This is a genomic window from Emticicia aquatica (genome assembly GCF_923079645.1).
Classification (GTDB): domain Bacteria; phylum Bacteroidota; class Bacteroidia; order Cytophagales; family Spirosomataceae; genus Emticicia; species Emticicia aquatica.
The window spans coordinates 1,281,249-1,306,885 of record NZ_CAKLPY010000001.1 but is presented as its reverse complement, the minus strand read 5'-3'; the positions used below and the strand labels follow the sequence as shown (position 1 = coordinate 1,306,885).

At 33.0% G+C, this 25,637-nt stretch carries 24 protein-coding genes; 16 read left to right on the top strand and 8 right to left on the bottom strand.

All coding sequences use genetic code 11. From position 1 onward, the window contains the following. Nucleotides 1-15 precede the first annotated feature (15 nt). The 3 genes from MJQ71_RS05720 to MJQ71_RS05710 all read right to left on the bottom strand — a co-directional run bounded on the left by MJQ71_RS05720 (nucleotide 16) and on the right by MJQ71_RS05710 (nucleotide 3,010). Complete coding sequence (locus MJQ71_RS05720) at nucleotides 16-1,113, bottom strand: carboxylate-amine ligase (protein ID WP_238805324.1); 1,098 nt, start codon at nucleotides 1,111-1,113, stop codon at nucleotides 16-18. Between the two features lie 69 nt (nucleotides 1,114-1,182). After that, a complete protein-coding gene (locus MJQ71_RS05715; RefSeq protein WP_238805322.1) occupies nucleotides 1,183-2,175 on the bottom strand; it encodes an ATP-grasp domain-containing protein in 993 nt (330 codons plus the stop codon). A 124-nt stretch (nucleotides 2,176-2,299) separates the two neighbouring features. Then, on the bottom strand, nucleotides 2,300-3,010 hold the full coding sequence (locus tag MJQ71_RS05710; RefSeq protein ID WP_238805320.1) for an alpha/beta hydrolase-fold protein: 711 nt from the start codon (nucleotides 3,008-3,010) through the stop codon (nucleotides 2,300-2,302). Between the two features lie 332 nt (nucleotides 3,011-3,342). On the opposite strand from MJQ71_RS05710, the gene MJQ71_RS05705 reads away from it, so the two are divergent. From MJQ71_RS05705 to MJQ71_RS05680, 6 genes are all read left to right on the top strand, one after another. Beyond that, a complete protein-coding gene (locus tag MJQ71_RS05705; protein WP_238805318.1) occupies nucleotides 3,343-4,149 on the top strand; it encodes an alpha/beta hydrolase in 807 nt (268 codons plus the stop codon). 105 nt (nucleotides 4,150-4,254) lie between these two features. After that, nucleotides 4,255-5,001 carry a L,D-transpeptidase family protein gene (locus tag MJQ71_RS05700; protein WP_238805316.1) on the top strand — a complete coding sequence of 249 codons (747 nt, stop codon included), beginning with the start codon at nucleotides 4,255-4,257 and terminating at the stop codon, nucleotides 4,999-5,001. Nucleotides 5,002-5,107: 106 nt separating this feature from the next. Continuing rightward, nucleotides 5,108-7,006 carry a sialate O-acetylesterase gene (locus MJQ71_RS05695; protein WP_238805315.1) on the top strand — a complete coding sequence of 633 codons (1,899 nt, stop codon included), beginning with the start codon at nucleotides 5,108-5,110 and terminating at the stop codon, nucleotides 7,004-7,006. A gap of 3 nt (nucleotides 7,007-7,009) precedes the next feature. After that, the gene (locus MJQ71_RS05690) at nucleotides 7,010-7,717 is read left to right on the top strand and encodes a 16S rRNA (uracil(1498)-N(3))-methyltransferase (RefSeq protein WP_238805313.1); all 708 of its coding nucleotides are present in this window, start codon (nucleotides 7,010-7,012) and stop codon (nucleotides 7,715-7,717) included. 28 nt (nucleotides 7,718-7,745) lie between these two features. Beyond that, nucleotides 7,746-8,405: a DUF4159 domain-containing protein gene (locus MJQ71_RS05685; protein ID WP_238805310.1), complete on the top strand. Its 660-nt coding sequence runs from the start codon at nucleotides 7,746-7,748 to the stop codon at nucleotides 8,403-8,405. A 145-nt stretch (nucleotides 8,406-8,550) separates the two neighbouring features. Further along, complete coding sequence (locus MJQ71_RS05680) at nucleotides 8,551-9,294, top strand: acyl-CoA desaturase (RefSeq protein WP_238805309.1); 744 nt, start codon at nucleotides 8,551-8,553, stop codon at nucleotides 9,292-9,294. Nucleotides 9,295-9,364: 70 nt separating this feature from the next. Here MJQ71_RS05680 and gldC read toward each other — a convergent pair whose 3' ends face one another. Then, entirely contained in the window at nucleotides 9,365-9,712 is a 348-nt protein-coding gene (gene gldC, locus MJQ71_RS05675; protein ID WP_238805307.1) for a gliding motility protein GldC, read from the bottom strand. 232 nt (nucleotides 9,713-9,944) lie between these two features. Between gldC and rhaT the strand changes: the two genes are divergently transcribed. Continuing rightward, nucleotides 9,945-11,015, top strand: coding sequence for an L-rhamnose/proton symporter RhaT (gene rhaT / locus MJQ71_RS05670; RefSeq protein ID WP_238805306.1), 1,071 nt, complete (start codon nucleotides 9,945-9,947; stop codon nucleotides 11,013-11,015). A 91-nt stretch (nucleotides 11,016-11,106) separates the two neighbouring features. Here rhaT and MJQ71_RS05665 read toward each other — a convergent pair whose 3' ends face one another. After that, on the bottom strand, nucleotides 11,107-11,835 hold the full coding sequence (locus MJQ71_RS05665) for a DUF4197 domain-containing protein (RefSeq protein ID WP_238805304.1): 729 nt from the start codon (nucleotides 11,833-11,835) through the stop codon (nucleotides 11,107-11,109). Between the two features lie 146 nt (nucleotides 11,836-11,981). Here MJQ71_RS05665 and MJQ71_RS05660 point away from each other — a divergent pair, with 146 nt between their 5' ends. The 6 genes from MJQ71_RS05660 (at nucleotide 11,982) to MJQ71_RS05635 (ending at nucleotide 19,137) form a co-directional block, all read left to right on the top strand. Next, entirely contained in the window at nucleotides 11,982-13,241 is a 1,260-nt protein-coding gene (locus tag MJQ71_RS05660) for a competence/damage-inducible protein A (protein WP_238805303.1), read from the top strand. A gap of 56 nt (nucleotides 13,242-13,297) precedes the next feature. Then, entirely contained in the window at nucleotides 13,298-14,581 is a 1,284-nt protein-coding gene (locus tag MJQ71_RS05655; RefSeq protein ID WP_238805302.1) for a dihydrolipoamide acetyltransferase family protein, read from the top strand. Nucleotides 14,582-14,923: 342 nt separating this feature from the next. Next, nucleotides 14,924-16,357 carry an MBOAT family O-acyltransferase gene (locus MJQ71_RS05650; RefSeq protein WP_238805301.1) on the top strand — a complete coding sequence of 478 codons (1,434 nt, stop codon included), beginning with the start codon at nucleotides 14,924-14,926 and terminating at the stop codon, nucleotides 16,355-16,357. Nucleotides 16,358-16,433: 76 nt separating this feature from the next. After that, the gene (locus MJQ71_RS05645; RefSeq protein WP_238805300.1) at nucleotides 16,434-16,964 is read left to right on the top strand and encodes a hypothetical protein; all 531 of its coding nucleotides are present in this window, start codon (nucleotides 16,434-16,436) and stop codon (nucleotides 16,962-16,964) included. A gap of 114 nt (nucleotides 16,965-17,078) precedes the next feature. Then, nucleotides 17,079-17,915 carry an AAA family ATPase gene (locus tag MJQ71_RS05640; protein ID WP_238806410.1) on the top strand — a complete coding sequence of 279 codons (837 nt, stop codon included), beginning with the start codon at nucleotides 17,079-17,081 and terminating at the stop codon, nucleotides 17,913-17,915. Nucleotides 17,916-17,943: 28 nt separating this feature from the next. Beyond that, nucleotides 17,944-19,137 (top strand): vWA domain-containing protein, encoded by a 1,194-nt coding sequence (locus MJQ71_RS05635; RefSeq protein ID WP_238805299.1) that lies wholly within the window; start codon nucleotides 17,944-17,946, stop codon nucleotides 19,135-19,137. 61 nt (nucleotides 19,138-19,198) lie between these two features. On the opposite strand, the gene MJQ71_RS05630 is transcribed toward MJQ71_RS05635, so the two are convergent. After that, nucleotides 19,199-20,218 (bottom strand): acyl-CoA reductase, encoded by a 1,020-nt coding sequence (locus MJQ71_RS05630; RefSeq protein WP_238805298.1) that lies wholly within the window; start codon nucleotides 20,216-20,218, stop codon nucleotides 19,199-19,201. A 116-nt stretch (nucleotides 20,219-20,334) separates the two neighbouring features. Between MJQ71_RS05630 and MJQ71_RS05625 the strand changes: the two genes are divergently transcribed. The 3 genes from MJQ71_RS05625 to MJQ71_RS05615 all read left to right on the top strand — a co-directional run bounded on the left by MJQ71_RS05625 (nucleotide 20,335) and on the right by MJQ71_RS05615 (nucleotide 23,550). Continuing rightward, nucleotides 20,335-20,685 (top strand): 4Fe-4S dicluster domain-containing protein, encoded by a 351-nt coding sequence (locus tag MJQ71_RS05625; RefSeq protein WP_238805297.1) that lies wholly within the window; start codon nucleotides 20,335-20,337, stop codon nucleotides 20,683-20,685. A 341-nt stretch (nucleotides 20,686-21,026) separates the two neighbouring features. Then, the gene (locus MJQ71_RS05620; RefSeq protein ID WP_238805295.1) at nucleotides 21,027-22,157 is read left to right on the top strand and encodes a porin; all 1,131 of its coding nucleotides are present in this window, start codon (nucleotides 21,027-21,029) and stop codon (nucleotides 22,155-22,157) included. 67 nt (nucleotides 22,158-22,224) lie between these two features. Next, the gene (locus MJQ71_RS05615) at nucleotides 22,225-23,550 is read left to right on the top strand and encodes an ammonium transporter (protein ID WP_238805292.1); all 1,326 of its coding nucleotides are present in this window, start codon (nucleotides 22,225-22,227) and stop codon (nucleotides 23,548-23,550) included. A 297-nt stretch (nucleotides 23,551-23,847) separates the two neighbouring features. On the opposite strand, the gene MJQ71_RS05610 is transcribed toward MJQ71_RS05615, so the two are convergent. Continuing rightward, a complete protein-coding gene (locus tag MJQ71_RS05610; RefSeq protein WP_238805290.1) occupies nucleotides 23,848-24,210 on the bottom strand; it encodes a DUF1304 domain-containing protein in 363 nt (120 codons plus the stop codon). Nucleotides 24,211-24,265: 55 nt separating this feature from the next. Further along, nucleotides 24,266-25,630 carry a M20/M25/M40 family metallo-hydrolase gene (locus MJQ71_RS05605; RefSeq protein ID WP_238805289.1) on the bottom strand — a complete coding sequence of 455 codons (1,365 nt, stop codon included), beginning with the start codon at nucleotides 25,628-25,630 and terminating at the stop codon, nucleotides 24,266-24,268. Between the last annotated feature and the right edge of the window lie 7 nt (nucleotides 25,631-25,637).

Below are 25,637 nucleotides of genomic sequence, written 5' to 3'. Positions count from 1 at the left end.
AAAGAAAAACCTAATTTATAGACCAACACGTGTTTCGGAAACGATATAATCAACAACTGATTTCAAGCTTTTTGTCTCTTCAAAAACTTTGAGTTGTCGGTCGGCTCCGCTACCCATTTTCAATATTTCATGAATATATTCCACTTCTTTTCGGCTGCCTAATTCATCCAAAACATCATCCACAAACTCCATTAATTCTTCAGCCAAATGTGAATAGGGGACTTCCTTTTCTTTCCCAAAATCAATTAAATTTCCGTGTATTCCGTAGCGTGCTGCTCGCCATTTATTTTCGCTTATAAGCATTTTGTGGTATGGTCGGAAACTTAGGTTTTGTTGGTGAAGTTTATGAATTTTAGCTACAATTGCTTGCATTAATGCTGCCAAACAAATCGTTTCATCTACTCGCATCGGTATGTCACAAATCCTAAATTCAACAGTCGGATAAAATGGATGTAATCGAATATCCCACCAAATTTTCTTCCCATTGTCGATACAACCTGTTTTGATGAGCAAATTTACATAATTGTCATATTCAGCTACACTTGAAAAATAATCGGGAATACCTGTTCGAGGAAATTTATCAAAAACCTTTGAACGGTATGATTTAAAACCTGTATTTCTTCCGCACCAAAACGGTGAATTGGTTGATAGGGCATAAATATGCGGTAAAAAATACCTTGCAGCATTCAAAATTTGCATTCCCTCTTCTCTACTTGGAATTCCCACATGAACATGTAGCCCAAAAATTAAGTTAGAACGAGCTACATCTCTCATGTCATCAATGAGTTTATCGTAGCGTGCATCTTCTGTGATTAACTGTTTTTGCCAATCAGAAAAAGGATGTGTTCCAGCGGCAGCAATGTGCAAATTCTGTTTAGCGGCTAAATCAAAAAGCATTCTACGCAAATATGTAACTTCTTCACGAGCTTGTTGTATATTTTCACAAACACTCGAAATCATCTCAACCACCGCTTGGTGCATTTCTTGTTTGATTCTTTCTTGTAGAATTACTTGTCCGCCTTCCACTAATTTAGACATGTGCGACCGTAATTCACGAGTTTTTGGGTCAATGGTTTGAAATTCTTCTTCAATACCTAATGTAAATAGAGACATAGTTTTTCGGTATTTTTCTTTGGGAATATAGCCGATAGAATTTCAATTCTATCGGCTATTGAAAAGTGACTATTTTTTCTTGGCTGGAGCTTTCTTAGTCGAAATTGGTTCTGAAATTACGGCATCTTTTACGTAAGTTCCCCAAGTGCAATTATTTTTACCATCAACTTGTTCAATTGCTCTTTCAATAGCCATTTTTGCAGCATTTTCAACAATCCAATCAAAGTTTCCTTGACCAACTGAATGAATATCAGCATCTGGAGCAGGGTTACAGAAGTCGATTGCATAAGGAATTCCGTCTCTAATAGCAAACTCAACTGTATTGAAATCATAACCTAATGCGTGGTTTAGTTTCAACACGTAGTCATTGATAGTTGCCATCAATTTTTTGTGTGCCTCACCTTGTGTTTTTGGTTGAGTTGCATATCTCAAATGATGAGGATTACGTGGTTCATACGGCATAATATGTACGTATTTTCCATTTAAACAATAGCAACGATAATAATCAGTAAATTGGATTTCTTCTTGCAAAAGCATCACAAGCTGCCCAGTTTCACCATGCTTTTGCCATAAATCCTCTGGACTATCAACACGATAAACACTTTTCCATCCACCACCTGCATGCGGTTTCATGTAGGCAGGAAAACCAATTTGATTGAACATATATCCCCAATCAAGTGGAGCAACTAAATTTCTGAATGATTTTTCCGAAGTATCAGTTGGACGTTCCTTTGAAGGCAAAAGAACTGTTTTTGGAACGGGAACACCTAATTTGACTGCCAAGCAATTATTGAAAAACTTTTCATCCGCACTCCACCAAAATGGGTTGTTAATTACTGCTGTTCCACACAAAGCCGCATTTTTAAGATAGGCTCTATAAAAAGGTACATCTTGCGAAATACGGTCAATAATTACCGAATAATCTGTTGCTACGCCTTGTTCAACTTTGTCGATTTGAACAGCTTCCGCAATAATGCCTTTGGGTGCGGTTTTATTTACCTCTTCAATAAATGCCCATGGAAAAGTATCTTCCATGCCGAATAATATGCCAATTTTTTTCATGATTTCGTAGTTCTCTTTTCAATTTGCTACCCCTGCGTTGAAAGAGTGATATAATGGTTAAATCATGTTTCTGGGGCTTTTTTTGAAACATAATTCGTTGATTATTAATTGATTGTATTTATTATTATAAATTCATATTTCTAACATATTCTGAAAACATCATTTTCCAAAGTGGCCAATCGTGGCTAGCCCAACGTTTTTCGTCGTACCAATGATTGATTCCTTTATTGGCTAATAATCTTGACATATTTAGATTATCTTCCCGACAAATATCCCAATCTGAAGTTCCTAAAACGATATTCATGTGATTGTATTTCCAAGACTCTGCGTTGTTCATAAAATCCATGGGTTCGTTGAAATAAACATTGTCATCATAATGACCTTTCATAAAACTTTTGATGCTAAATGCACCACTCATACTAAACGCATGAGCTACCAAATCAGGGTTTTTGAAAGCAAAATTTGAGCAATGATATCCACCAAAACTACAACCAGCAACCGCAATGCGATGAACTCCACATTCTCTTTGAATGGCAGGAACAAGCTCTTCTTTCAGGAATTGGGTGTATAAGTTATAATTATGAATTTTGACATGAGCTGGTAAATCTTTGGCATAAAAACTCTGAAAATCAATGCTGTCAACATTGTAAAGTTTCACTTTTCCAGCATCAATCAAATCACCAATGGTATCTAAAAGTCCAAAATCTTTGTTTTGGAGGTAATTTCCCATAGAAGTTGGAAACATTAAAATAGGGTATCCCCAATGACCGCTGATGAGCAAATCAATATCACGATTAATGATATGAGAATAAAACTTTATATGTTTTTCCTGCATAAACTTTTATTAATAGATTGATGAAGGTGCAAAATTCGTACTTACTTTTGAAATGAAAAAATGTTTTTCCAAATATAATTTTGATAAGTTTGAGTTTTTTAATTGTTTAAAATATGAATATTTTGCAAACGTACCTATTGTTAGAATAATATTTTGATTATGGCTTTTAGTTGGTCAACTAAAATGGTTAATAATTAATCCGCAAAATAATTATTTGATTGAAATATTAGTCCAATTTCATCAATGAAACAAATGATTTTTGATTTTTTTATTTTTGAAGGTAAAGGTTTTGTTAAATTTGCTGATTATTTCATTTAAAATTTAAGTAGGAAGTGCAGAAAGTATCCGTAATCAAGAATCAAGTAATCAGTTCAAAATTTTTAAACCGAACAGTAGTTTATGATATAATTTTGCCTCCAAAGTACCATGATTTGAATGAAAATTTAAAAGTTTTATACATGAATGATGGCCAAGATTTGGAACAACTAAAAATTGAACAAATCTTGAATAATTTATATTTACACAACCTGATTCAACCTTTTGTTTTTATTGGCATCCGTACTAATGAAAATCGATTGAAAGAATATGGTACAAAGGCAATGCCCGACTATAAAAACCGTGGAAATTTAGCTCATGCTTATAATGATTTTGTGGTGAATGAACTTTTCACAGAAATTGTGAGTACGTACAAAGTTTCAAGTCTGAAAGAAGATAATTATTTTTGCGGATTTTCATTAGGCGGGCTTTCGGCGATTGATATTGTTTGGTCAAATGCAGATAAATTTTCAAAAGTTGGGGTTTTTAGTGGCTCTTTTTGGTGGAGGAAAAAAGCGTATGAAGATGGATATGATGACCATAACGACCGAATTATGCACGTTTTGATAAGAAATGGAAAGTTTAATGTAGGACAAAAGTTTTGGTTTGAATGTGGTACAAATGATGAAACTGACGATCGCAATGGAAATGGAATAATTGACTCAATTGATGATACTTTAGATTTGATTAAAGAACTCGAAAATAAAGGATATCGAAGCAAATCTGATATTGAATATGTTGAGATGGTTGGTGGTGAGCATAATCAAAAAACATGGAGTGAGGCAATGCCAATTTTTCTAAAATGGTTGGTCGGAACAAAATAAATCAATTGCTCAATATACTTTTTGCTTAAATATTCTCGAAAATATTGTGAAAAATACAAAAAAAGTGCAAAATTTACGGTGTTCGCAAATTTTACTCGAAAACAAATGAAAAGAATCTTTACGATATTTTTTCTGACATCTATCTTAATGTCAATGATACCGCCGCCCAATTTTTTTAGTCAACAACTACAATTTCCAAGAGTTAAGGAAGCAAACCGCTTAAAAGGTGCTTCAGTTGAAAAGCTTTTAATAGACAAAGGAATTAATACAAACGATTTTGATTTGTTTTTGAGAGCATTCAAAAAAGAACAAAAATTGGAGGTTTGGGCAAAAAATAAGTCAAATGACGTATATTCTTTGCTGAAAACTTACGATTATTGTGCTACAACAGGTGTTTTAGGGCCAAAAAGACGTTCTGGAGACAAACAAATTCCCGAAGGATTTTATGTGGTCGACTTATTTAATCCACAAAGCCAATATTTACTTTCTTTTAGAATTAATTATCCTAATAAGTCAGATTTATTTTTTGCTGATAAACTAAATCCTGGCGATAATATTTTTATTCATGGTCATTGTGTAACAATTGGGTGTATTCCAATTGGTGATGACAACATCAAAGAATTGTATATTTTAGCAGCTAAAGCAAAAAGTTCAGGAAGTACAATTAATGTTCATATTTTCCCTTCAATGATGGACGATAAAAGTTATCAGTTGTTGAATAATGAACATGGAACAAATGCAGATTTGTTGGCGTTTTGGTCATGGCTGAAACCTGGTTTTGATTCCTTTGAAAATACCAAAAAACTGCCTAAAATTGAAATTGAAGACTCAGGTAAATATACGGTAAAATAAAAAAATATTGCATGTTAACGCCCTTATAAAGTGTATTTTTAATCAAAATACACTTTTTTTATTTACTGAAAGATGACTAATTGGCACAGTTTTTTCTTACTATTCAATGAAAGAAAAAAATATTCCTTTGAAACATTATTTAACATATTGTAAATGCCTACTTTTTACCCTTTTTTCTTTGGGTTGGCATGTTTCTTTTCCTCAAATTTCCCTTTCAAAATTTCCATTAAGCAATCAAGTAATTCAAAGAAACGATAACGATGAAGCAAGCGTAAAAGTTAAAGGGAGGGTTACTGAAAATGGACATACTTCAATATCGTTACTAATTTTACAAGATGGAAATACCTTTCATAACTCATCAGTCGATATTGCTTCAAATTCCGATTTTGAATTTAATCCTACTTTAAAAGCTGGGAATCATGATTATACATTTATTCTCAAATTGGACGGAAGTAGAGAAGTAAAGAAGTCATCAAGAGTTGCAATTGGTGATTTGTTTTTGATTTATGGACAATCTAATGCGTTGGGCTCAGGTGGAATTGATACTTATTGGCCTGAAAAGAATCCATTAATGCGTTTTTTCACGGTGGCAAACTTTGAAAATGGCGATAGTGAATGGGTTTTACCTTATGAAACATCAACTTGGCCAGGAACAGGAACACTCGAATTGCAAAAGTTTTTATGTGGAAAATATAATTATCCAGTTGGAGTAATTGTGGCTTCTGTTGGTGGTTCGGATATCAAAGGATTAAATAATAGAAATGCTCAAAATCCAGCGGATAGGAATACTAATTATGGTAAAATGTTGTTGCAAACGATGTTTAGCGATATAAAAGACCAAATTAAATATTTTATTTTTCGACAAGGAGAAACAGATGGCTCTTATCAATTGGAGTCAGAACAGTATCCTGCCGAATTTGAAAAGCTTTATAATAACCTCAATATAGATTTTCCTAATCTTAAAAAAATCTATAATGTTCAAAATAATATTTTAACGGTAAATAATAGTAAAGCGGGTTTTTTAAGGGATTTTCAAAGAAAAACGAAGAATTTATATCCCAAAATTACAACCATGAGTTCTATGGGAACTACAGGTTATGATGGCTTACATTACACATTGAAAGGTTATAGCCAAACTGCTTTTGAATTATCAAGAATTATTGGGAAAGAAATTTATGGGGATAACCAGTCCAATCAAATTTATTCACCCGATATTAAAAAAGCTTATTGGGAAAATTCAAAGTTAGTTTTAGAATTTGATGAAGGAATGCAAATGGTTTATCCGAAGGATTCGATTGTTAATGGTGTCATTTGGCGAATGGAAGATTTTATTTACATTGATGGTCATAACAACGTGGTTGAAGGTGGCACTGGAATAGGAAATAAAATTTATTTAAGTGTTTCTAATACAGAAAATGCCAAAACGGTTTCTTATTTGCCCAATTGGTATGGAAATTTTGGAGAAAGTTCCTATCAAGGCGGTCATCTTAAAAATCAGTATGGAATGCGGGCTTTTAGTTTCGATAATATTTTAATAGGTGGAGAAGTAGTAACTACAACAACAATTGATTTGAGTGCAGAAATCAATGAAAATATTCAAGTAAAATTAACATGGAACGGCAATTCACAAAAAACATTTCACATAGAACGCTCAGATGATAATGAACATTTCAACGAAATTGCGACAACTACTGGTGATGTATTTTACGATAGCGAAGTAAGTTTAGATAAAAAATATTTTTATAGAATTTTTGACGAAAACACACCAAACACCAAGTCAAATACAAAAGAAGTCACATTAAAATGCCTTGAAAATGTTAATTTAACAATACTGCCAAATGTTCCTTATATCGGAGCAAACACATCTATTATTGCAATCGTTTCGATTACAACTTCAAAACAGTTATCTTTGGAAGCAAAAAAATCAATAGATTTGAATCATGGATTTGATGCCGCATTTGGGAGTGATTTCACGGCAGAAATCGGTGGTTGTAAAAATAATTAAAGAATGCTTCTTTTTTATCAGCCAGAAATGCAAAATTCGAGTATTGGGAAACTTCATTTTCTCAATGAAGAAGATGCTAGGCATTGTGTGAAAGTTTTAAGAAAAAATGTCCAAGATAAAATTCATGTGGTTGATGGAGTTGGAGGAATTTATGAATGTGAAATTGTAAAAGCACACGAAAAAAAATGTGAATTAAAAGTTTTATCAGCCGAACAAAACTTTCAAAAACGCAATCATTTTCTTCATATTGCTATCGCTCCAACTAAAAATGCCGATAGAATTGAATATTTTATTGAAAAATGCGTTGAAATAGGTGTTGATGAAATTACGCTTATACAAACAAAACATTCAGAAAGGAAGCATCAGAAGGTGGAAAGGTTAGAAAAAATTGCAATTTCAGCCATGAAACAATCGCTGAAAGCCTATTTGCCCAAAATAAATGAATTAATTAGCATTGAAAAGTTTTTTAAAAATACAGAATGTGATAATAAATTTATTGGACATTTAACCCAGGATTCAATTCCTCTAAAATCTGCCATCAATCAAAAATCAGATTATTTAATAATGATCGGACCTGAAGGAGATTTTTCTAAAGAAGAAATTGAACAAGCCAGGAATGCTGGTTTTCAGGTTGTTACGCTTGGAAATTCTCGACTTCGCACGGAAACTGCTGGCGTAGTTGCTTGTACAATTATCAATTCATTTTTTTGAAATTTAATTTCGTATTTGCTAAAATATCATGAATAAATTCATAATAACTGTGTTTTTTTTAGTCATATTCCAATTTTCTTTCGCCCAACAACCAACATTAAAAATTGGAAAATTGAAATACGGCGGCGGCGGCGATTGGTATGCCAATAAAACTTCCCTACCAAATTTAATTAAGTTTTGTAACCAAAACTTAAAAATGAATATTTTTCCAGAAGAAGATATTATTGAGGTTGGAAGCACAGATATTTTTCAATACCCATTTGTCCACATGACTGGACATGGAAATGTAGTTTTTAATGATGGAGAAGTTCAAAATTTAAGAAGATATTTGGTTGCTGGAGGTTTTTTGCATATTGACGATAATTATGGACTTAACAAATTTATCAGAAGAGAAATGAAGAAAGTATTTCCTGAATTAGAATTTGTAGAATTGCCATTTTCTCATCCAATTTACCAACAGAAATATAAGTTTACAACAGGCTTACCAAAAGTACATGAACATGAAGGTTTACCGCCACAAGGCTTTGGGTTGATTTGGCAAGGGAAACTCGTTTGTTATTTTAGTTACGAATGCGACTTAGGTAATGGCTGGGAAGATAGAAGCGTGTACAACGACCCCGAAGAGTTACGTTTAAAAGCTCTGCAAATGGGGGCAAATCTAGTTCAATATGCATTTACAAATTACTAGAATTGCACATTTTCAATGAAGTTTTTTGGATATTTTAAAGAACTTTAAGGTTTAGCATATATACGTAAAGAACAATGTGTATTTCTTCCTATTTTGACATGTATATTTGTACTTTATAATAAAAATTAAAATTTAAAATCATAGAATGGTTGCTGCCTTATCGTTTTTCTTTGCCCACTGGTATTTGTCCCTTTTTAGTCAAACTTTTTTTTTACACAGGTATTCTGCTCATAAAATGTTTACAATGAGCAAATTTTGGGAGCGTTTTTTTTACTTCTTTACTTACATTACCCAAGGCTCTTCGTATTTGAACCCTCGTTCTTATGCTATTTTGCACCGTATGCACCATGCTTACAGTGATACTGAAAAAGACCCACATTCGCCGCATCACACTGAAAATTTGTTTACAATGATGTGGAAAACAAAAGATATTTATAATGCAGTTTTAAATTATAAATACAAAATTGAAGAACGTTTTGAAAAAGATTTGCCTGAATGGAATTTGATAGATAAAATTGGTGACAATTGGGTTTCACGCCTGATTTGGGGCATTACGTATATTGCTTTTTATGTGGTTGGATTTTTATATTTTGATATTCATTGGGGATTTTTCTTCCTTTTGCCTATTCATTTTTTGATGGGACCAATTCATGGAGCAATTGTTAATTGGAGTGGACATAAATATGGTTATCAAAACTTTGACAACCATGATGAATCGAAAAATTCATTAATTGTTGATGTTTTAATGATGGGAGAGTTATTTCAAAATAATCACCATAAACATCCGATGTCAATCAATTTTGCAAAAAAATGGTATGAGATTGACCCAACGTACCCTGTAATTAAATTTTTGACTTGGACAAAAATTATTACACCCAAAAAAGGATAATACTTTGTTAAATAATTAAAAAAGTGCTGAATTCTTAGAAATAAAATCTATGAATTCAGCACTTTTGTTTTTATGCTTGAGCTTCTTTTTTTGCCTCTTCGTCAAGATGTCTTTTCAAACTTCGGCAAGTACTCTCCAATATTTCAATCATTTTTTTATCTCCAGTCGAATCTGCAACTAACTGAGCTACATTTCCGACAATGTCAACCGCAAAATGTTTCATTTCATCAACAGGCATTTCTTTTGTCCATAGATTAATTCCTAGAAGGCCACGATGATAATGGTCCCAGACACTTATTGCTATGGCTCTACTTTCGTTAATACCTTCATTTGGATTTTCGGTTGCATCCCAAAATATTTTTTCGGGAATTCGGTTGTCGTCTAACTCGACAGAAAAATTAATTTCAGATTTTTTCATATAATAATTCAATAACTGTTCTCAATAAATAATATGTTTTTGAAGTAGAAAGTTCATTTTTGTTTTTCAAAATACTTACCTAGGTTAATTTTCTTGGGAAAAATGTTGAATAATATTTTAGAAATTTGCTTTCGCATGAGAGTACAGGATAGTATTTTTATGGCTTCAATATTAATTTGGGATAAATTTTTATTGAAAAACTACAATTATATCAAACCCTAAATAAAAAGTAATGAATGCACTATTAGGTATTATTTTTCACTTTCTGGGTGGATTTGCCTCAGGAAGTTTCTACATTCCGTATAAAAAAGTTAAAGGTTGGGCATGGGAAAGTTATTGGATTGTTGGCGGACTTTGTTCTTGGCTAATTGTTCCGCCATTGGCAGCTTACCTTACAATACCTAATTTTGGAAATATTATTTCAGAAACGAGCATAACCACACTTTCTTGGACATATTTAATGGGTTTACTTTGGGGAATAGGTGGGCTTACTTATGGGCTTGGTGTTCGTTATCTAGGAGTTTCGCTAGGTAGTTCTGTCATATTAGGATTATGTTCGGTTTTTGGTTCAATCATTCCATCTATTTACTATTATATAATTCCAACTTCAGGTAAAGACACAATTGCAGATTTGATGACAACTCGGTGGGGGCAAATGGTTCTTTTAGGTTTATTTGTTTGTGTGGTCGGAATCGTTATTTGTGGTAAAGCAGGAGGAATGAAAGATAAAGAACTTGCTGGAATTGATAAAAATAATGAAGAATTTCAACTTGTAAGAGGACTTATTTTGGCAATAATTTCGGGTGTATTAAGTGCTTGTTTTAGTTTTGGAATTGAAGCTGGTTCTAGTATGTCAAAAGTTGCTAATGATTTGTGGGTGGCTCAAAATCCAGCCCAAGGGGAGTTTTTGTATCGAAATAACGTGGTTTATATTGTAATTCTTTGGGGTGGACTTACAACTAATTTAATTTGGTGTATGTATCTTAATGCAAAAAATAAAACTTTTGGAGATTATACAAACACAAATACGCCATTATTGAGAAACTATATTTTCTCGGCCATTGCCGGAACTACATGGTTTCTACAGTTTTTCTTTTACGGTATGGGTGAAAGTAAATTAGGAAATGGCCCTAGTTCATGGATTTTGCACATGGCATTTATCATTATAATTGCTAATACTTGGGGTTTGGTTTTGAAAGAATGGAAAGGGGTTTCAAAGAAAACGATGACAACCATAGGGCTTGGAATATTAACAATTATTATTTCGGTTTTAATTGTTGGGTATGGCAATTCGTTGAAATAAAAATTACAATAGATGAAAATAAAAAAACTCCTGATTTATTAGGAGTTTTTTTATTGCTATAAATGAAATAAGAAGTAGCCAATTGATACTATTAAGAAGCTCCAAAAACTCTTTTTAGAATTTCTGAGGTTCGTGCCAGCGGGTTTTCTCTAATTCTTGCTTCTTCCTCTTCTATTAAAATAAATAAACCATCAATTGCTTTTTGAGTGGCATAACCTTTTAAATCTGGGTTTACTTTTTGGGTAAATGGCAACGAATTGTAGGTTGTTGCTAAGTCAGAATAATATTTTGTAGCTTGAGTTTTTTGTAATGATTTTTCAATGTATGGCATGAAAGCCTGAATTAAAGCAGCCGATGTTGTACGTTTTAAAAATAAAGTCGCTGCATTTTTATCACCTCTTAAAATCCCCCAAGCATCTGAAAATGACATACTCAAAATAGCATTTACGAAAATTGGTTTTGCTTCTTTGGCGGCTTCTTCCGCTCCACGATTCAACGAAACTACGAATTTATCGACCTCACTTCCTAAACCAATTTTACGCAAAGCCGTTTCAACACGTTGTACTTCTGGAGGAAATGGAATTTTGATTTTAGGATTCAAGTAAAAACCGTTTATTTTTGATGCACTATCTGCACCTTTATTAATTCCTACTTTTAAAGCTTCTTTCAAGCCCATCACCACATCATCATTACTTAATGCTCCGCCTTGTGCTTGTTCTACAATTCCACCTAAAACTTTTCCTAAATTAATTTTTTGCCCCGCACAACTTTGAATAACCAAAACACCTATTAATAAGGAAATTGATAATAATTTTTTCATTTTAATAATAATTGTAATTGAATTTATGAATAAATAATTGTCTAACTAACGAATGAACAACGAAAATTGTATTTTTGTGCTGTAAAACTTTAAATCGAAATTATTTAAGTTTTTTAACCCAAAATATTGTTTACAAATATCTTTATATGAGACCCATTTTAGCCGAAGTAGTAACGATTGGAGATGAAATTTTATATGGACAAATTACCGATACGAATACTCAATGGATGAGTACTGAATTGGATAAAATTGGTATTAAAACTGTTCGTAAATCTTCGGTTGGTGACCAAGAAGATAAAATTTTACAGATTTTAGCTGAAGCTGAAAGTCGAGCAGATATAATTTTATTGACTGGTGGACTAGGGCCAACAAAAGACGATATAACCAAGAAAACACTCTGTAAATACTTTAACGATTCATTGGTAATCAATGATGATGCTTTAGGTTTTATAACTGATTTCTTCACAAAAAGAGGTCGTCCAATGACGGAATTAAATCGTTTACAGGCAACAATACCGAGCAAATCTACTTATTTGGCAAATAAAACGGGTACAGCACCAGGTATGTGGTTTGAAAAAAACGGAAAGATATTTGTTTCAATGCCTGGAGTTCCGCATGAAATGAAATATTTGATGAGCAATGAAGTTATTCCACGATTAAAAACTTTCTTTGAAACACCAATTATTTACCATAAACTAATTAGAACAATTGGCGTTGGAGAGTCTTTTCTTGCTGAGAAAATCGAAAATTGGGAAGATAATTTGCCTGAACATATAAAATTAGCCTATTTGCCTAGTTTTGGGCAAGTTAAATTACGCTTAACGGCGGTTGGAAATGATGAAGAAATTTTAAGAAAAGACGTTGATGCAGAAATTGAGAAAGTATTACCATTGATTGGGTCATCTGTTTTTGGTTTTGATAACGATGATTTGGAAGTGGCTATTGGTAAAGAATTAAAGAAAAAAGGACTAACAGTTTCTGTGGCTGAAAGCTGTACAGGTGGTTATATTTCTCATTTATTCACAAAAGTACCTGGAAGTTCGGTTTATTTCATGGGAAGTGTGGTTAGTTATGATAATTCTGTAAAGATAAATGTGCTTGGTGTTAAAGAAGAAACAATTTTAACACATGGTGCTGTGAGTGAAGAAACTGTCATTCAAATGGCGGAAGGAGTGAGAAAGCTTTTAAAAACAGATTTTGCCATTGCAACAAGCGGTGTAGCTGGGCCTGATGGTGGTACAGCAGAAAAACCAGTTGGAACACTTTGGATGGCTTGTGCAATGGAAGGTAGAACTGTTGCTCGTAAAGTACAAATGGCTAATCAGCGTGATACAAATATTAATTATGGTAGCGTCGTAGCATTAAATTTATTAAGAAAAATGTTAAATGGTGATTACGAAAACTAATTTAATAATCACAATATTCTAGGAAAAGAAACTTCAGCAAAACTATAAATTAAATTATGGCTTTAATAGAAATGATAATGCCTAAAATGGGCGAAAGTATTTTTGAATGCACAGTTTTAAATTGGCTTAAAAACGTTGGAGACAAAATTGAGGCAGATGATATGATTTTGGAGGTCGCAACCGATAAAATTGATACTGAAATTGGTGCTTCACATAGCGGAATTATTAAGCAAATGTTGGTTCAAAAAGGCGAAATTGCAGTTATAGGAAAGCCAATTTGTATTATAGAAACAAATGCTTCGGAAGAAACGGAAAATTCGATAATAACAAATGCAGATGCTGAAAAACCGCAAGCTGAAGTTGAGAAAATGATTGTAAATCCAGGAGGTGTTTCAGTTGAATTATTAACTACTCCTTCAGTTCCTAAAAATAATTCAGGAAATAGTAGATTTTACTCGCCATTAGTTCTGAATATTGCAAAAGAAGAAGGTGTTTCTGCCGAACAATTAGATAGTATCATTGGTACTGGTTTAGAAGGAAGAGTAACAAAAGATGATATTTTTGCTTTTTTAAAGCAAATGGAAGTTCCACAACAAGTTGCAAATAACATCGCTCCAACTACCTCGTCAAGTGACCAAATCATTGAAATGGATAGGATGAGAAAAATGATTGCCGAGCGAATGGTTGAATCGAAACGAATTTCTCCACACGTGACTTCGTTTGTTGAGGCTGATATGACTCATGCGTCTATTTGGCGTGAAAAAGTTAAAGGAAAGTTTAAGCAAGATACAGGGGAAAATATCACATATACACCACTTTTGATAGAAGCAGTAGTAAAAGCTATCAAAGATTTTCCAATGATAAATGTGCAAGTAGATGGAGATAAAATTATTCGTAAAGGGAAAATTAATATCGGAATGGCCGTAGCTTTACCAAATGGAAATCTTATTGTGCCTGTTATTCATGAAGCTGATTCTTACAGTTTGATTGGCTTGACAAAGAAAATCAACGATTTAACGAACCGAGCTAGAAATAATAAGTTGAAAGCTGATGATTTGGCAGACGGAACACTGACGGTTTCAAACATTGGGTCGTTTGGAAATATTGCTGGAACGCCAATTATTGTTCAACCACAAGTGGCAATTTTAGCTTTTGGGGTGATTCAAAAGAAAGTTGCCGTTATCGAAACACCACTTGGCGATACAATTGGAATTCGCCAGAAAATGATTATTTCAGGAACTTACGACCACAGAGTAATTGACGGTTCACTTGGTGGTCAATTCTTAAAGCGAGTTTCTGACTATTTAGATGGTTTTGATTTGGACAAAAAATTGTTTTAATAATGATAATTCCTCAAAAAAGTACCGTAAAATCAATTTATGCAGTACTTGTGTCAAAAAAATATTTTTGGCATAAAGTTTGTTTATAATTAAACAAATCATTTAGAAGAGATTTTATTGTTTTTTGGGGTATAAATAAAGGCATCGAAGCATCTTCGATGCCTTTTTGATTTTATCTACTTTTGGGTTTAATTGGCTATTTTTTGCAAAATATTTTTAAAAACAAAAATAAACCTTGAACTTTGGCTAAACTAAGTAATTCAAATTGAAATACAGATTCAAAAGTTGATGTTATCAATTTTTGAATCTGTATTTCTTATTAATCATTCATTATTCAGAAAAATGCTTTTCAATTCCTTTGAGTTTCTGCTGTTTTTTCCACTCGTAACACTCATTTATTTTGCTATCCCGCATAAATATCGTTGGTTTCACTTGCTTTTGGCAAGCTGTGTTTTTTATAGTTTCTTTATTCCAATCTATATTCTGATACTTTTTTTTACGATAATTATTGATTATTATGCAGGAATTTGGATTGAACAGTCGCATGGGAAAAAACGCAAATCTGCTCTAATAATGAGTCTTGTTGCAAATATTGGCGTTTTGTCAGTCTTCAAATATTACAATTTCTTTATTGATAATTTTAACTCAATTTTATTCAAAATCAATCCTGACCAGCTTTTACCTCATTGGGATATTATCTTGCCAATTGGACTTTCATTTCATACTTTTCAGGCAATGAGTTATACGATTGAAGTTTATCGAGGAAATCAGAAAGCTGAACGACATTTTGGTATTTATGCCTTATATGTCATGTTTTATCCACAATTGGTTGCTGGTCCAATAGAACGCCCACAAAACGTGATTCACCAATTTTATGAGAAACATGAATTTAACTATGAATTAGCCAAAAGTGGTCTTCGATTAATGCTTTGGGGAATGTTTAAGAAAGTTGTAATTGCTGATAGATTATCAATTTTTGTAAATAAAGTTTATGGACAACCAACTGATTATCAAGGACTTCCTTTGATAGTTGCAACCCTTTTCTTCACATTTCAAATTTACTGTGATTTTTCAGGTTATTCAGATATTGCCATTGGGTCTGCTCGAGTGATGGGCTTTGACTTGATGAAAAACTTTGACAGGCCATATTTTTCTAAAAACATTTCAGAGTTTTGGAGACGCTGGCATATTTCACTTTCTACGTGGTTTAGAGATTATTTGTATATTCCTTTAGGAGGAAATAGAGTGGCAGAATATCGTCGATATTTTAATTTATTTTTTGTATTTATGATGTCTGGGCTTTGGCATGGAGCGAGTTGGCATTTTGTTATTTGGGGGGCTTTACATGGGATTTATTTGATTTTTGGACAATTAACTAAACGTTTTCAAGAAACAGTACTTGGTCTTCTAAAAATACAATTATTACAAAATATTATTCATGCCTCAATTACATTTATTTTAGTAGCTTTTGCATGGATATTTTTTGCTGCTCACAATAATGCCGATTCAATTTATATTATTAAGCATTTGTTTAGTCAAAATTCACATTCAATTTCTCAGATTATTGAAATTATTGGCGAAAATGATTTATATTTAATCTTAATTTCAGTTTTTATTTTAGAATTTGTTCAATGGCAGCAACGTGGAAAATTGATTGCCAATCACTTTGAATCAAAACCAAAATGGCAACAGTGGATGGCTTATTATCTCATTCTTTTGATGATTTTGTGCTTTGGCGTTTATAATAATTCTCAATTTATTTACTTTCAGTTTTAGTCAGAAAGAAAGTTTTGTTAAACAAACAAGCCCTAACTTTTTAATCAATTTGTAATATAATTTAACATTTTAAAATATGAACGAAGGATTTGACCCAACCGAGATTGCTGAACTTAAAAGTGAATGTGAGCAAGAAGGACAAAATTATGTAATTGTGGAAGACGAAGATGGGATGAACGATTCGGGAGAATTTGCTCATTTTCAATTTGTTGGTAAATATGAAGGAAAAGAAGTGATTTTTGATGCTGTAATGGGAACTTTACGCTTAAATCATAGCAGTTTGGTTTTTGAGGAAGCCGAAAGCAGAATGAAAAAAGCTTATCCAAATTATGTTGAAATTGACAAAAGAAAACCAAATCATAAAGTAGATGAAGATTTGGAGTTGATGCTCGAGGAAATTATTGAAGAGCTAGAAGAAGAAGAAGTGATTAAAGTTTCTGAATTTGTAGAAGTGGAAACTGATTTTGAGTATGGAATTGGTTTGGATATTTCATTGAATGTTGAAGAAATTGACCATGATGTTATCACAAAATTTATTGATGATTTTAATGGTGGAAATTTAAAACTTGACCCAACACTTTATAGTTTTACAAGCGAAGAAGAATAATTTAATTTTGACGAATGTAATTTATTTGATGGCTATACATTGAATTTCTTTTCGAAAGTAAGCCATTTAAAATAAATCATTCGTCATTTTATTTATATGGACAACAAAAATAATATGGGTTTCAGTGGAACTTCAAACTATGTAGCAACCCGTGAACTTCAAACCGCTGTTAATGCTGCCGTTGCTTTGCAAAGACCCCTTTTGATTAAAGGAGAGCCTGGAACTGGTAAAACTTTACTGGCTTTTGAGGTTGCTAAAGCACTCGGAAAACAATTATTTACTTGGCACGTTAAGTCAACCACGACCGCCCAACAAGGGTTGTATGAATATGATGCCGTTTCGAGATTGAGAGATTCTCAGTTGGGAGATGACCAAGTAAATCATATTGAAAATTATATCAAAAAAGGGAAAATTTGGGAGGCATTTGACACCGAAGAACAATCAGTTTTGTTGATTGACGAAATCGATAAAGCTGATATTGAATTCCCGAATGATTTGCTGCAAGAACTCGACCGTATGGAGTTTTATTGCTACGAAACTAAGCAAACTATAAAAGCTAAGTATCGGCCTATAATTATTATAACATCGAATAATGAAAAGGAATTGCCTGATGCGTTTTTGAGACGCTGTTTCTTTCATTTTATTCGTTTTCCAGATAAAGAAACGATGCAACAAATTGTTGATGTGCATTATCCAAATTTGGAAGAAACGCTTCTGATAAATGCTTTGAAAACTTTTTTTGGAATTAGAGAAGTCAAAAATCTCAAGAAAAAACCTTCTACAAGTGAACTAATCGATTGGTTAAGATTGCTTTTGGTAGGAAAAGTTTCAGCAGAGGATTTGGAAGATTTGAATAAAATGAATGAAATTCCGCCATTTCTTGGAGCTTTATTAAAAAATGAATCCGATTATGATTTATTCAAAGCTTTGAGAGAGAAAGGAGTGAAGTAAATTGAGTTTCTGTTTTCTAATATAATTTATGCTAACAAATTTCTTTTTCCATTTACGAAACAACAACCTTAAAGTAAACCTTCGAGAACATCTGACATTGTTGGAGGCTCTTGATAAGGAAGTTGTGGCGTTTAGTACGGAAGATTTCTATTTTTTGAGCCGAGCAATTTATGTCAAGCATGAACAAAATCTTGATTTATACGACCGACTTTTTGGACAATTTTTTGAAGGAATTGAGTCGATTAATGTTGATGAGTTCTTGAAAATTGATGATAATTGGCTAATTAATAAACTATTAGATAATTTATCTGATGAAGAAAAAGAAGCTTTAAAAGCTGTTGGTGGATTAGAAGAATTGTTAGAAAGGCTTAAAAAAACAATTGAAGAGCAAAAAGAACGCCATGAAGGTGGAAGTAAATGGGTTGGCACAGGCGGCGTTTCTCCTTTCGGAAATTCGGGTAATAATCCCGCAGGTGTAAGAATTGGAGGGAAAGGAGGCAATAAAAGTGCTGTAAAAGTTTGGGATAAACGTGATTTCAAAAATTACGATGATAACCTTGAACTGAATACTAGAAATACTAAAATGGCGTTGCGTCGATTGAGACTTTTAACACGTGAAGGAGCTGAAAACGAGTTGAATTTGGATGTAACAATCGACAGAACTTGTCAAAACGCAGGTTTTTTAGATATTAAAATGCAAGCCTCGAAGCAAAATAGGGTAAAAGTTTTGCTTTTATTAGATGTTGGAGGGTCGATGGATGATTTTATTGAAGAATGCTCAATGCTTTTTTCTTCAGCCAAACATCAATTTAAAAACCTTGAATTTTATTATTTTCATAATTGTGTTTACGAAAATCTTTGGAAAGACAATGGTCGGCGATACGAAGATAAAATTTCGACTTGGGATGTACTCAATAAATATAATAAAGATTATAAGGTAATTTTTATTGGTGATGCTTCCATGTCGCCTTGGGAATTATCTGAACCTCGTGGTAGCGTTGAGCATTATAATGCGGAGGCGGGAACAGTTTGGCTTGAAAGATTCAAAGATAAGTTTCCCAATTTAGTTTGGCTCAATCCAATCAATGATGGTTATTGGCAATATACGCATACAATTCAACAAATCAGAACTTGGTCAGACAATCGAATGTTTCCTCTGACAATCAATGGTTTAGAAAAAGCCATGAAATGCTTGAAAAATAGCAAATTAAAATTTCTTTGAGTAATAATGAATTCAAAAACTATTTTTGTTTCATTATTACTCATTCAAAGATGCTTCTTAGTTAGATATTTAATAAAAACTTCATCGTATCAACTCCGTCTGCAAAATCATTTAATTTTGGTGTTTGTGCTTCTCCAAAACTAAAACTGTTGGTAAATTTTCTCTCTTTAGACACAACGCATTGGATTTTCTCGCTTTGTTCGGCAATCAATTCTTTCAAATGTGATTCATTTTCGTAGGTTTCATAAAAACATGCTGAAATTGGAGAAACCAAAGCTTTATCTTCTTTTAATAGCAAAAAACCATTGTCGAGATGTGCCACTCTATTAACCAAATAAATTGATTTATTGTAATCGTAGTTATTGTTATATTTATGATGAAGTTGAATTGTACTCCAATATTCGATTGCTTCAAAAAACTTGTCGAAAGTATAACCTATCGGAACATAAATTTTTGAAACATTTCTACAACCTAATCCAAAATACTGGAAAATATCGTTGCCAAGATTTGCCAATTCGATTCGAGATTCAGTTCCATCTAAAATTGCAACTGATGTTCGATTTCGGCGTATAATTCTAGGTTTATTTGCAAAGTAATAATCAAAATGTTTTGCGGTATTGTCACTTCCTGTTGCAATTAAAGCTTCAGCTTCGTTCAATCTATCAATTATCTTGATTTTATCTTTGAGCGATTCATCCAATTCATATAATTTAGCAATCAAAAATCTCATTGTGACTGAGTCGCTTGAACTCAATTTGATTAAGGCAATATTTCCAGACAAAACAGTGCATAATAAATCATGAAAGCCAACCGCTGGAATATTTCCAGCCATAACGATTCCTATTTTTTTAGGAGACAAATTTTCTTGAATATCATACTGACTAATATATTTTTCGAGTTGTGCTAGATTGAGATAATCTTTAGCAATATTTTCTATAGCGAGTTTTACATTATCCTCAGTAAACCATGAATTTTCGTTTCTTGCAGATGAAAATAAAGATTTTAAGGTATCAGCGTTTGAGTCATCTAAAAGAAAGTTACCTAACTTAGAAAATGTGATAATATGTTTTTTATATTGCATTATTTTTAGAAAATAGTTTGTCATTTGTAAAATCTTACAAAAATACAAGTAAACTGAAACTTTGAAGCCTTATATTTGTTTAAAGTTTAGTAAACTATTAAATATATAGAGAGAGTATGGCAATTATAATAACTGACGAGTGCATCAACTGCGGTGCTTGTGAACCTGAATGCCCAAATACTGCCATTTATGAAGGCGGCGTTGAATGGACGTGGGCAGGTGGAACAAAACTCACAGAAGTAGAATTAGAAGATGGAACTGTAATTGGTGGAAAAGACCCGATGACTCCAGTCTCCGACGAATTTTATTATATAGTGTCTGACAAATGTACAGAATGTCATGGTTTTCATGAAGAACCGCAATGTGCAGCAGTTTGCCCAGTCGATTGTTGTGTTCCAGACCCAGACCACGAAGAAGACGACGAAATATTATTAGCAAAAAAAGCATGGCTTCATGCGGAGGCGTAATTGATTGTCTAAGTAATTACTACTAAATATTAATCCCCAAACTAGGTATTCTAGTTTGGGGATTTTTTTTTGATTTCTTGTAATTGTACAATAATAAGAATTAATTGTATTTCAGAATAATATTTGTATAATATGGTCAAATGCAGAATTATATTTGTTTTTAATGAAAATATAAATATTTCAATAAATAGTTTAATTTTGAAACATATATTTGACTATATTTACAAAAAAATAAAAAATATTGGATTTTTTTATACTTAAAATTTGGATATTATTAATTTTTGATAAAGATTTGCATAGAAATTAAATCTGACCAATGATTAATTAAACCAAAGAAAATTATGAGAAAAACAATTTTTACCGTACTTTCATTGTTTGCCGCTGCAAACACATTTGCACAGGATGCTACAACAAAACCAGAAGAAGAGAAAAAAAGTCCTTTCACATTTTCAGGTTATGTAGATACTTATTTTTTCGGAAATTTGAATGCTCCTAAGTCAAAATCAAATTTAGGTGCTTCGGGTTATGAGCGTGCTTTTGACCAAAAGGTTGGCCAGTTCCAAGTTGGTCTTGCTCAAACTAAAATGACTTACTCAACTGATAAAGTTGATGGAGTGATTGATTTGACATTCGGTAACCATGGAGACCTTGGTAACTATGGAAACGCTCTTGGACGTGTTTTGGTAGGTGGTAAAGAAGCTACTGGAACTGCATTAGCAATCAAACAAGCATATTTGACTTGGAAAGCTACTGACAAATTATCAATTACTGCTGGTCAATGGGGAACCCACATCGGCTACGAAGTAATTGATGCTCCAATTAATTACAATTATTCATTGTCAAACCTTTTCAATAATGGCCCTTTCTACCATACTGGTATCAAAGCAACGGTTGCAACTTCAGGAAAATCATCATTGACATTTGGATTAGTTAATGGAGTTGACTCAAAAGATGATAACAACAGTAAGTTAGGAACAATGGCTCAATTTTATGTTTCGCCAGCATCTGGTTGGAATGTTTATTTGAACTGGATCGGTAGTGATGAAGGTGTTGGTGCTAAGTCTTATTATTCACTTTTTGATTTAACTACTTCTTATCAAATCACTGAAAAATTCTTATTAGGTGTGAATGCAGCTTATGGGTCACAAGATAAATTGAATTGGGGAGGTGCTGCTGTTTATGCACAAGCTTCTTTGACTGATAAATTTGGCTTGGGAATTCGTTATGAATATTTTGATAACAAATCTGGCATTCGTGCTTTGAAAAACAGAGAAGGTAATGGAACCTCAGTTAATTCATTCACTTTAACTGGTAACGTTATTATTTCAGATAATTTATTATTCAAACCTGAGTTCCGTTTAGATAGTTATGCAAAATCTAAAGTTGGAATGGCTCAATTTGAAGATAAAGATGGTAACTACACTAAAGATTCTCAATCAACTTTTGGTGGAGTATTGATTTTCAAATTCTAAGATTATTATAAACCTAAACCAATACTTATTTCTTTTTATTGTACAACATTTAAACCTCGAAATCACTATGAGTAAAAACCCTCTTCCCCTGATTATTTTGCTTGCATTAGCAGTGGTTGCTCTTTTGCTACCAGCAGTACCTTCGACAATCGTAACTGAAGGAATCAATTCTGGCGATACAGCTTGGATGCTTGTAAGTACTGCATTAGTTTTAATCATGACACCTGGATTAGCTTATTTCTATGGTGGAATGGTAAATACTAAGAACGTTATTTCTACAATGTTACAAAGTTTCATTGCTATGGGTGTAATTTCTGTTCTTTGGGTTACTGTTGGATATAGTCTAGCATTTGGTGAATCAATTGGTGGTTTCGTAGGAAATCCAATGACCCACTTTATGTTTGCAGGCGTATTAGAAAGCAAACCTTGGTCTCTTGCACCAACTATTCCATTAGTAGTTTTTGCATTCTTCCAATTGAAATTCGCTGTAATTACTCCAGCTTTAGTAACTGGTTCATTGGCAGAACGTATCAATTTCAAGTCTTACGTATTGTTTATTATCTTATTTAGCTTATTCGTATATGCTCCATTAGCACACTGGACTTGGCATCCTGAAGGATTCCTTTTCAAAATGGGAGTTCTAGATTTTGCTGGTGGTACTGTTGTACACATGTCTGCTGGTTGGGCTGCCTTGGCTGGTGCAATCTACTTGAAACGTCGTCGTGCTCACGTTGAAGGAAGTTTCTTACCACCTGCAAATATTCCTTATGTATTGTTAGGTACAGGTTTATTATGGTTCGGTTGGTTCGGATTTAACGCTGGATCTGCTTTAAGTGCTGGTACGTTAGCTGCTTCTGCTTTCGCAACAACAAATACTGCTGCAGCTGCTGCTGGTTTAGCTTGGGTATTATTTGATGTAGCTCGTGGCAAAAAAGTTTCTGCCTTAGGTTTTTGTATTGGTGTAGTTGTTGGTTTAGTTGCAATCACTCCAGGTGCTGGTTTTGTTACAATTCCTCACGCAATCTTTATCGGAACAATTTCATCATTGATTTCTAATTACCTAGCTCACCTTAAAACCAAAACTGCTTTGGATGATACATTAGATGTATTCCCTTGTCACGGTGTTGGTGGTATGGTTGGTATGTTATTAACTGGCGTTTTTGCTAACAAAGGAATTAACGCTGCGGTTGTTGACCAAGGACTATTCTTCGGAGAATCAAAACTATTTATCAACCACGTTATTGCTTTAGTAATTGTATCAGTATTTGCATTTGCTATGTCATTTGTATTATTGAAAGTTACAGATTTGATTTTACCTCTACGTGTATCTGAATCTGATGAGAAAGTTGGTCTTGACATTAGTCAACACGATGAATCATTGGTAGAAGCTTAAAATATTCATACTTTTGTAACAAAATCACAATTGCGGGTTAAACCGTACTTTTATTGTGGTTTTGTTGTACTCCATAAGTCAAAATGCCCGCCGTATTGGTGGGCATTTTCTTTTTCTTTTCAAATCCATCCATATTTTATTCTAAAAACTTACACTTTAGAAGTTTTTAGAATAAAATATGGTAACCAAACCAAGTTTGATTCTAGTAAATAAGTTGAGTATTCAATATTTTAGGTATTATAAACTATTTGATAAGCATAAATGAAGTATTAAACTCCTAAAATATTAGTTTGAAAATTAGATGAAAATCACACTAATTAAGGCTAAAAAAGCAGGTAGAGCTTGAATATATAAAATCCTTTTACCAGCAGTTAGTCCACCATAAATTCCTGCAATCATAATGCAAGATAAAAAGAAAATAGCTACATTATCTGACCAAATGCTATCAGTAATAATTAACGACCAAAACAATCCAGCTGCTAAGAAACCATTATAAAGACCTTGATTAGCTGCAAGGGTTTTTGTTGGTACAAATAGTTCTTTTGGCAATCCTTTGAAAACTTTTGGGCCTCTTGTTGTCCAAACAAACATTTCGAGCCAAAGAATATAACAATGCTCAATGGCCATCAAGCCAATCAAGATTTTCGGTAATAATTCCATAGAGTTAAGTTATTGGTTAAATAAAAGAAATAATTAAAATTTAATTTGCAGAATGTTATTCTCCAGCATTTCTTAAACCAACTCGTGGTAAAACTGGTAAGCTTTCATTGCCGTCTTCACTGACTGATTGAACCGCAAAAAAATAATTATCTTTAGAATAGGGGAGATTCATTTTCAAGTCAGTTGTAAAAAATTTCTTTTGCCAGTAGGGCATGGCTGTTTCCCTCATCAAAATATAATATCCTTTTACTTTTCCAGAGATTGGTGCTTTCCATTTAAGGTTGGTAGAATTACCTAAGCCTCTAACATCCAAAATTACATCTTGCGGCATAGAAGGTGACTTAGCGAGATTTGCAAGGCTAGCTAAATTTACACAAGTATTTTTTCGTAAGTATTCAAAATCCATGAACTTTGGCAAATCGCCATATTCAATGCCATTTTCAATTTTTAAATCTTGGTGCTGGTGTAAAAAGTTTTCGTTCATTTCAGACATCCTAACCGCTGCAAATCCACGATTTACAAATGGTGTATGGTCGCCACCACGTAAAAAACGGTCATTTCGGTAAATCATTACAACTTCCAAATTATCAACATAGCGTTCGGCCGTTTCTTTCACATAACGTGCTAATTGACGTGATTTTCCATCGTTTTCAACACCATATTGACGAATCGCACCAACTTTTTTATCCATTTCAAATGCTGGTAATCCTTCGCTAAAAATCCGTAAACGAGTATTATCAATGATATTTGTTTCGTTTGAATTATTTGAACCCATAATATCATTATTTAGAAGAGCTTCTAAATTCCAGTTTTCTTTTAATGCTTTTTCTGCTAAATAATTCGCACCTAAAAGCCCTTGTTCTTCACCACTTACCACTACGAAAACGATTGTAGCTGGAAATTTTGATTTTGCCATTACTCTAGCCAATTCAACAACTGCAACAGTTCCGCTACCATCATCATTTGCACCTGGGGCATCAGATTCACGGTTCATTACATCTGTTACTCGACTGTCAATATGTCCACTAACCATAAAAATTCTGTTATCATTTGGGTCAGTTCCTTTGAGAGTAGCCATTACATTTGCCATCAAAATGGCTTTATCGACTCTTTTTCCATCTGGTTGTAGTGTAAAGGTGTCTAAAACAGCAGTCATTCGTCCTTCTGAAGTTTTGGCAAATTCTTTGAATTTACCTAAAACCCAAAGTCGAGCGGCACCAATACCGCGTTTTGAATCGGTTGTTGTAGAAAGGGTACTTCTTGTACCAAAAGAAACTAGTTTTTCATCAAATTTTTTCAAACTATCACTCGAAACTTGACTAACAAGAGCTTCGATTTGTGGGTCTCTGTTAATGATTTTTTGAGAAAAAACTTGAAATGCCAAGAGTAAAGAGAATGCAGTAATAAATGTTTTGTTCATTATTAGT

Bases quoted from the DNA above. Each gene is read 5' to 3' on its own strand.
- MJQ71_RS05720 (WP_238805324.1), bottom strand. From the start codon at position 1,113: ATGTCTCTATTTACATTAGGTATTGAAGAAGAATTTCAAACCATTGAC.
- MJQ71_RS05715 (WP_238805322.1), bottom strand. From the start codon at position 2,175: ATGAAAAAAATTGGCATATTATTCGGCATGGAAGATACTTTTCCATGG.
- MJQ71_RS05710 (WP_238805320.1), bottom strand. From the start codon at position 3,010: ATGCAGGAAAAACATATAAAGTTTTATTCTCATATCATTAATCGTGAT.
- MJQ71_RS05700 (WP_238805316.1), top strand. From the start codon at position 4,255: ATGAAAAGAATCTTTACGATATTTTTTCTGACATCTATCTTAATGTCA.
- MJQ71_RS05695 (WP_238805315.1), top strand. From the start codon at position 5,108: ATGAAAGAAAAAAATATTCCTTTGAAACATTATTTAACATATTGTAAA.
- MJQ71_RS05690 (WP_238805313.1), top strand. From the start codon at position 7,010: ATGCTTCTTTTTTATCAGCCAGAAATGCAAAATTCGAGTATTGGGAAA.
- MJQ71_RS05685 (WP_238805310.1), top strand. From the start codon at position 7,746: ATGAATAAATTCATAATAACTGTGTTTTTTTTAGTCATATTCCAATTT.
- MJQ71_RS05680 (WP_238805309.1), top strand. From the start codon at position 8,551: ATGGTTGCTGCCTTATCGTTTTTCTTTGCCCACTGGTATTTGTCCCTT.
- gldC (WP_238805307.1), bottom strand. From the start codon at position 9,712: ATGAAAAAATCTGAAATTAATTTTTCTGTCGAGTTAGACGACAACCGA.
- rhaT (WP_238805306.1), top strand. From the start codon at position 9,945: ATGAATGCACTATTAGGTATTATTTTTCACTTTCTGGGTGGATTTGCC.
- MJQ71_RS05665 (WP_238805304.1), bottom strand. From the start codon at position 11,835: ATGAAAAAATTATTATCAATTTCCTTATTAATAGGTGTTTTGGTTATT.
- MJQ71_RS05660 (WP_238805303.1), top strand. From the start codon at position 11,982: ATGAGACCCATTTTAGCCGAAGTAGTAACGATTGGAGATGAAATTTTA.
- MJQ71_RS05655 (WP_238805302.1), top strand. From the start codon at position 13,298: ATGGCTTTAATAGAAATGATAATGCCTAAAATGGGCGAAAGTATTTTT.
- MJQ71_RS05650 (WP_238805301.1), top strand. From the start codon at position 14,924: ATGCTTTTCAATTCCTTTGAGTTTCTGCTGTTTTTTCCACTCGTAACA.
- MJQ71_RS05645 (WP_238805300.1), top strand. From the start codon at position 16,434: ATGAACGAAGGATTTGACCCAACCGAGATTGCTGAACTTAAAAGTGAA.
- MJQ71_RS05640 (WP_238806410.1), top strand. From the start codon at position 17,079: ATGGGTTTCAGTGGAACTTCAAACTATGTAGCAACCCGTGAACTTCAA.
- MJQ71_RS05635 (WP_238805299.1), top strand. From the start codon at position 17,944: ATGCTAACAAATTTCTTTTTCCATTTACGAAACAACAACCTTAAAGTA.
- MJQ71_RS05630 (WP_238805298.1), bottom strand. From the start codon at position 20,218: ATGCAATATAAAAAACATATTATCACATTTTCTAAGTTAGGTAACTTT.
- MJQ71_RS05625 (WP_238805297.1), top strand. From the start codon at position 20,335: ATGGCAATTATAATAACTGACGAGTGCATCAACTGCGGTGCTTGTGAA.
- MJQ71_RS05620 (WP_238805295.1), top strand. From the start codon at position 21,027: ATGAGAAAAACAATTTTTACCGTACTTTCATTGTTTGCCGCTGCAAAC.
- MJQ71_RS05615 (WP_238805292.1), top strand. From the start codon at position 22,225: ATGAGTAAAAACCCTCTTCCCCTGATTATTTTGCTTGCATTAGCAGTG.
- MJQ71_RS05610 (WP_238805290.1), bottom strand. From the start codon at position 24,210: ATGGAATTATTACCGAAAATCTTGATTGGCTTGATGGCCATTGAGCAT.
- MJQ71_RS05605 (WP_238805289.1), bottom strand. From the start codon at position 25,630: ATGAACAAAACATTTATTACTGCATTCTCTTTACTCTTGGCATTTCAA.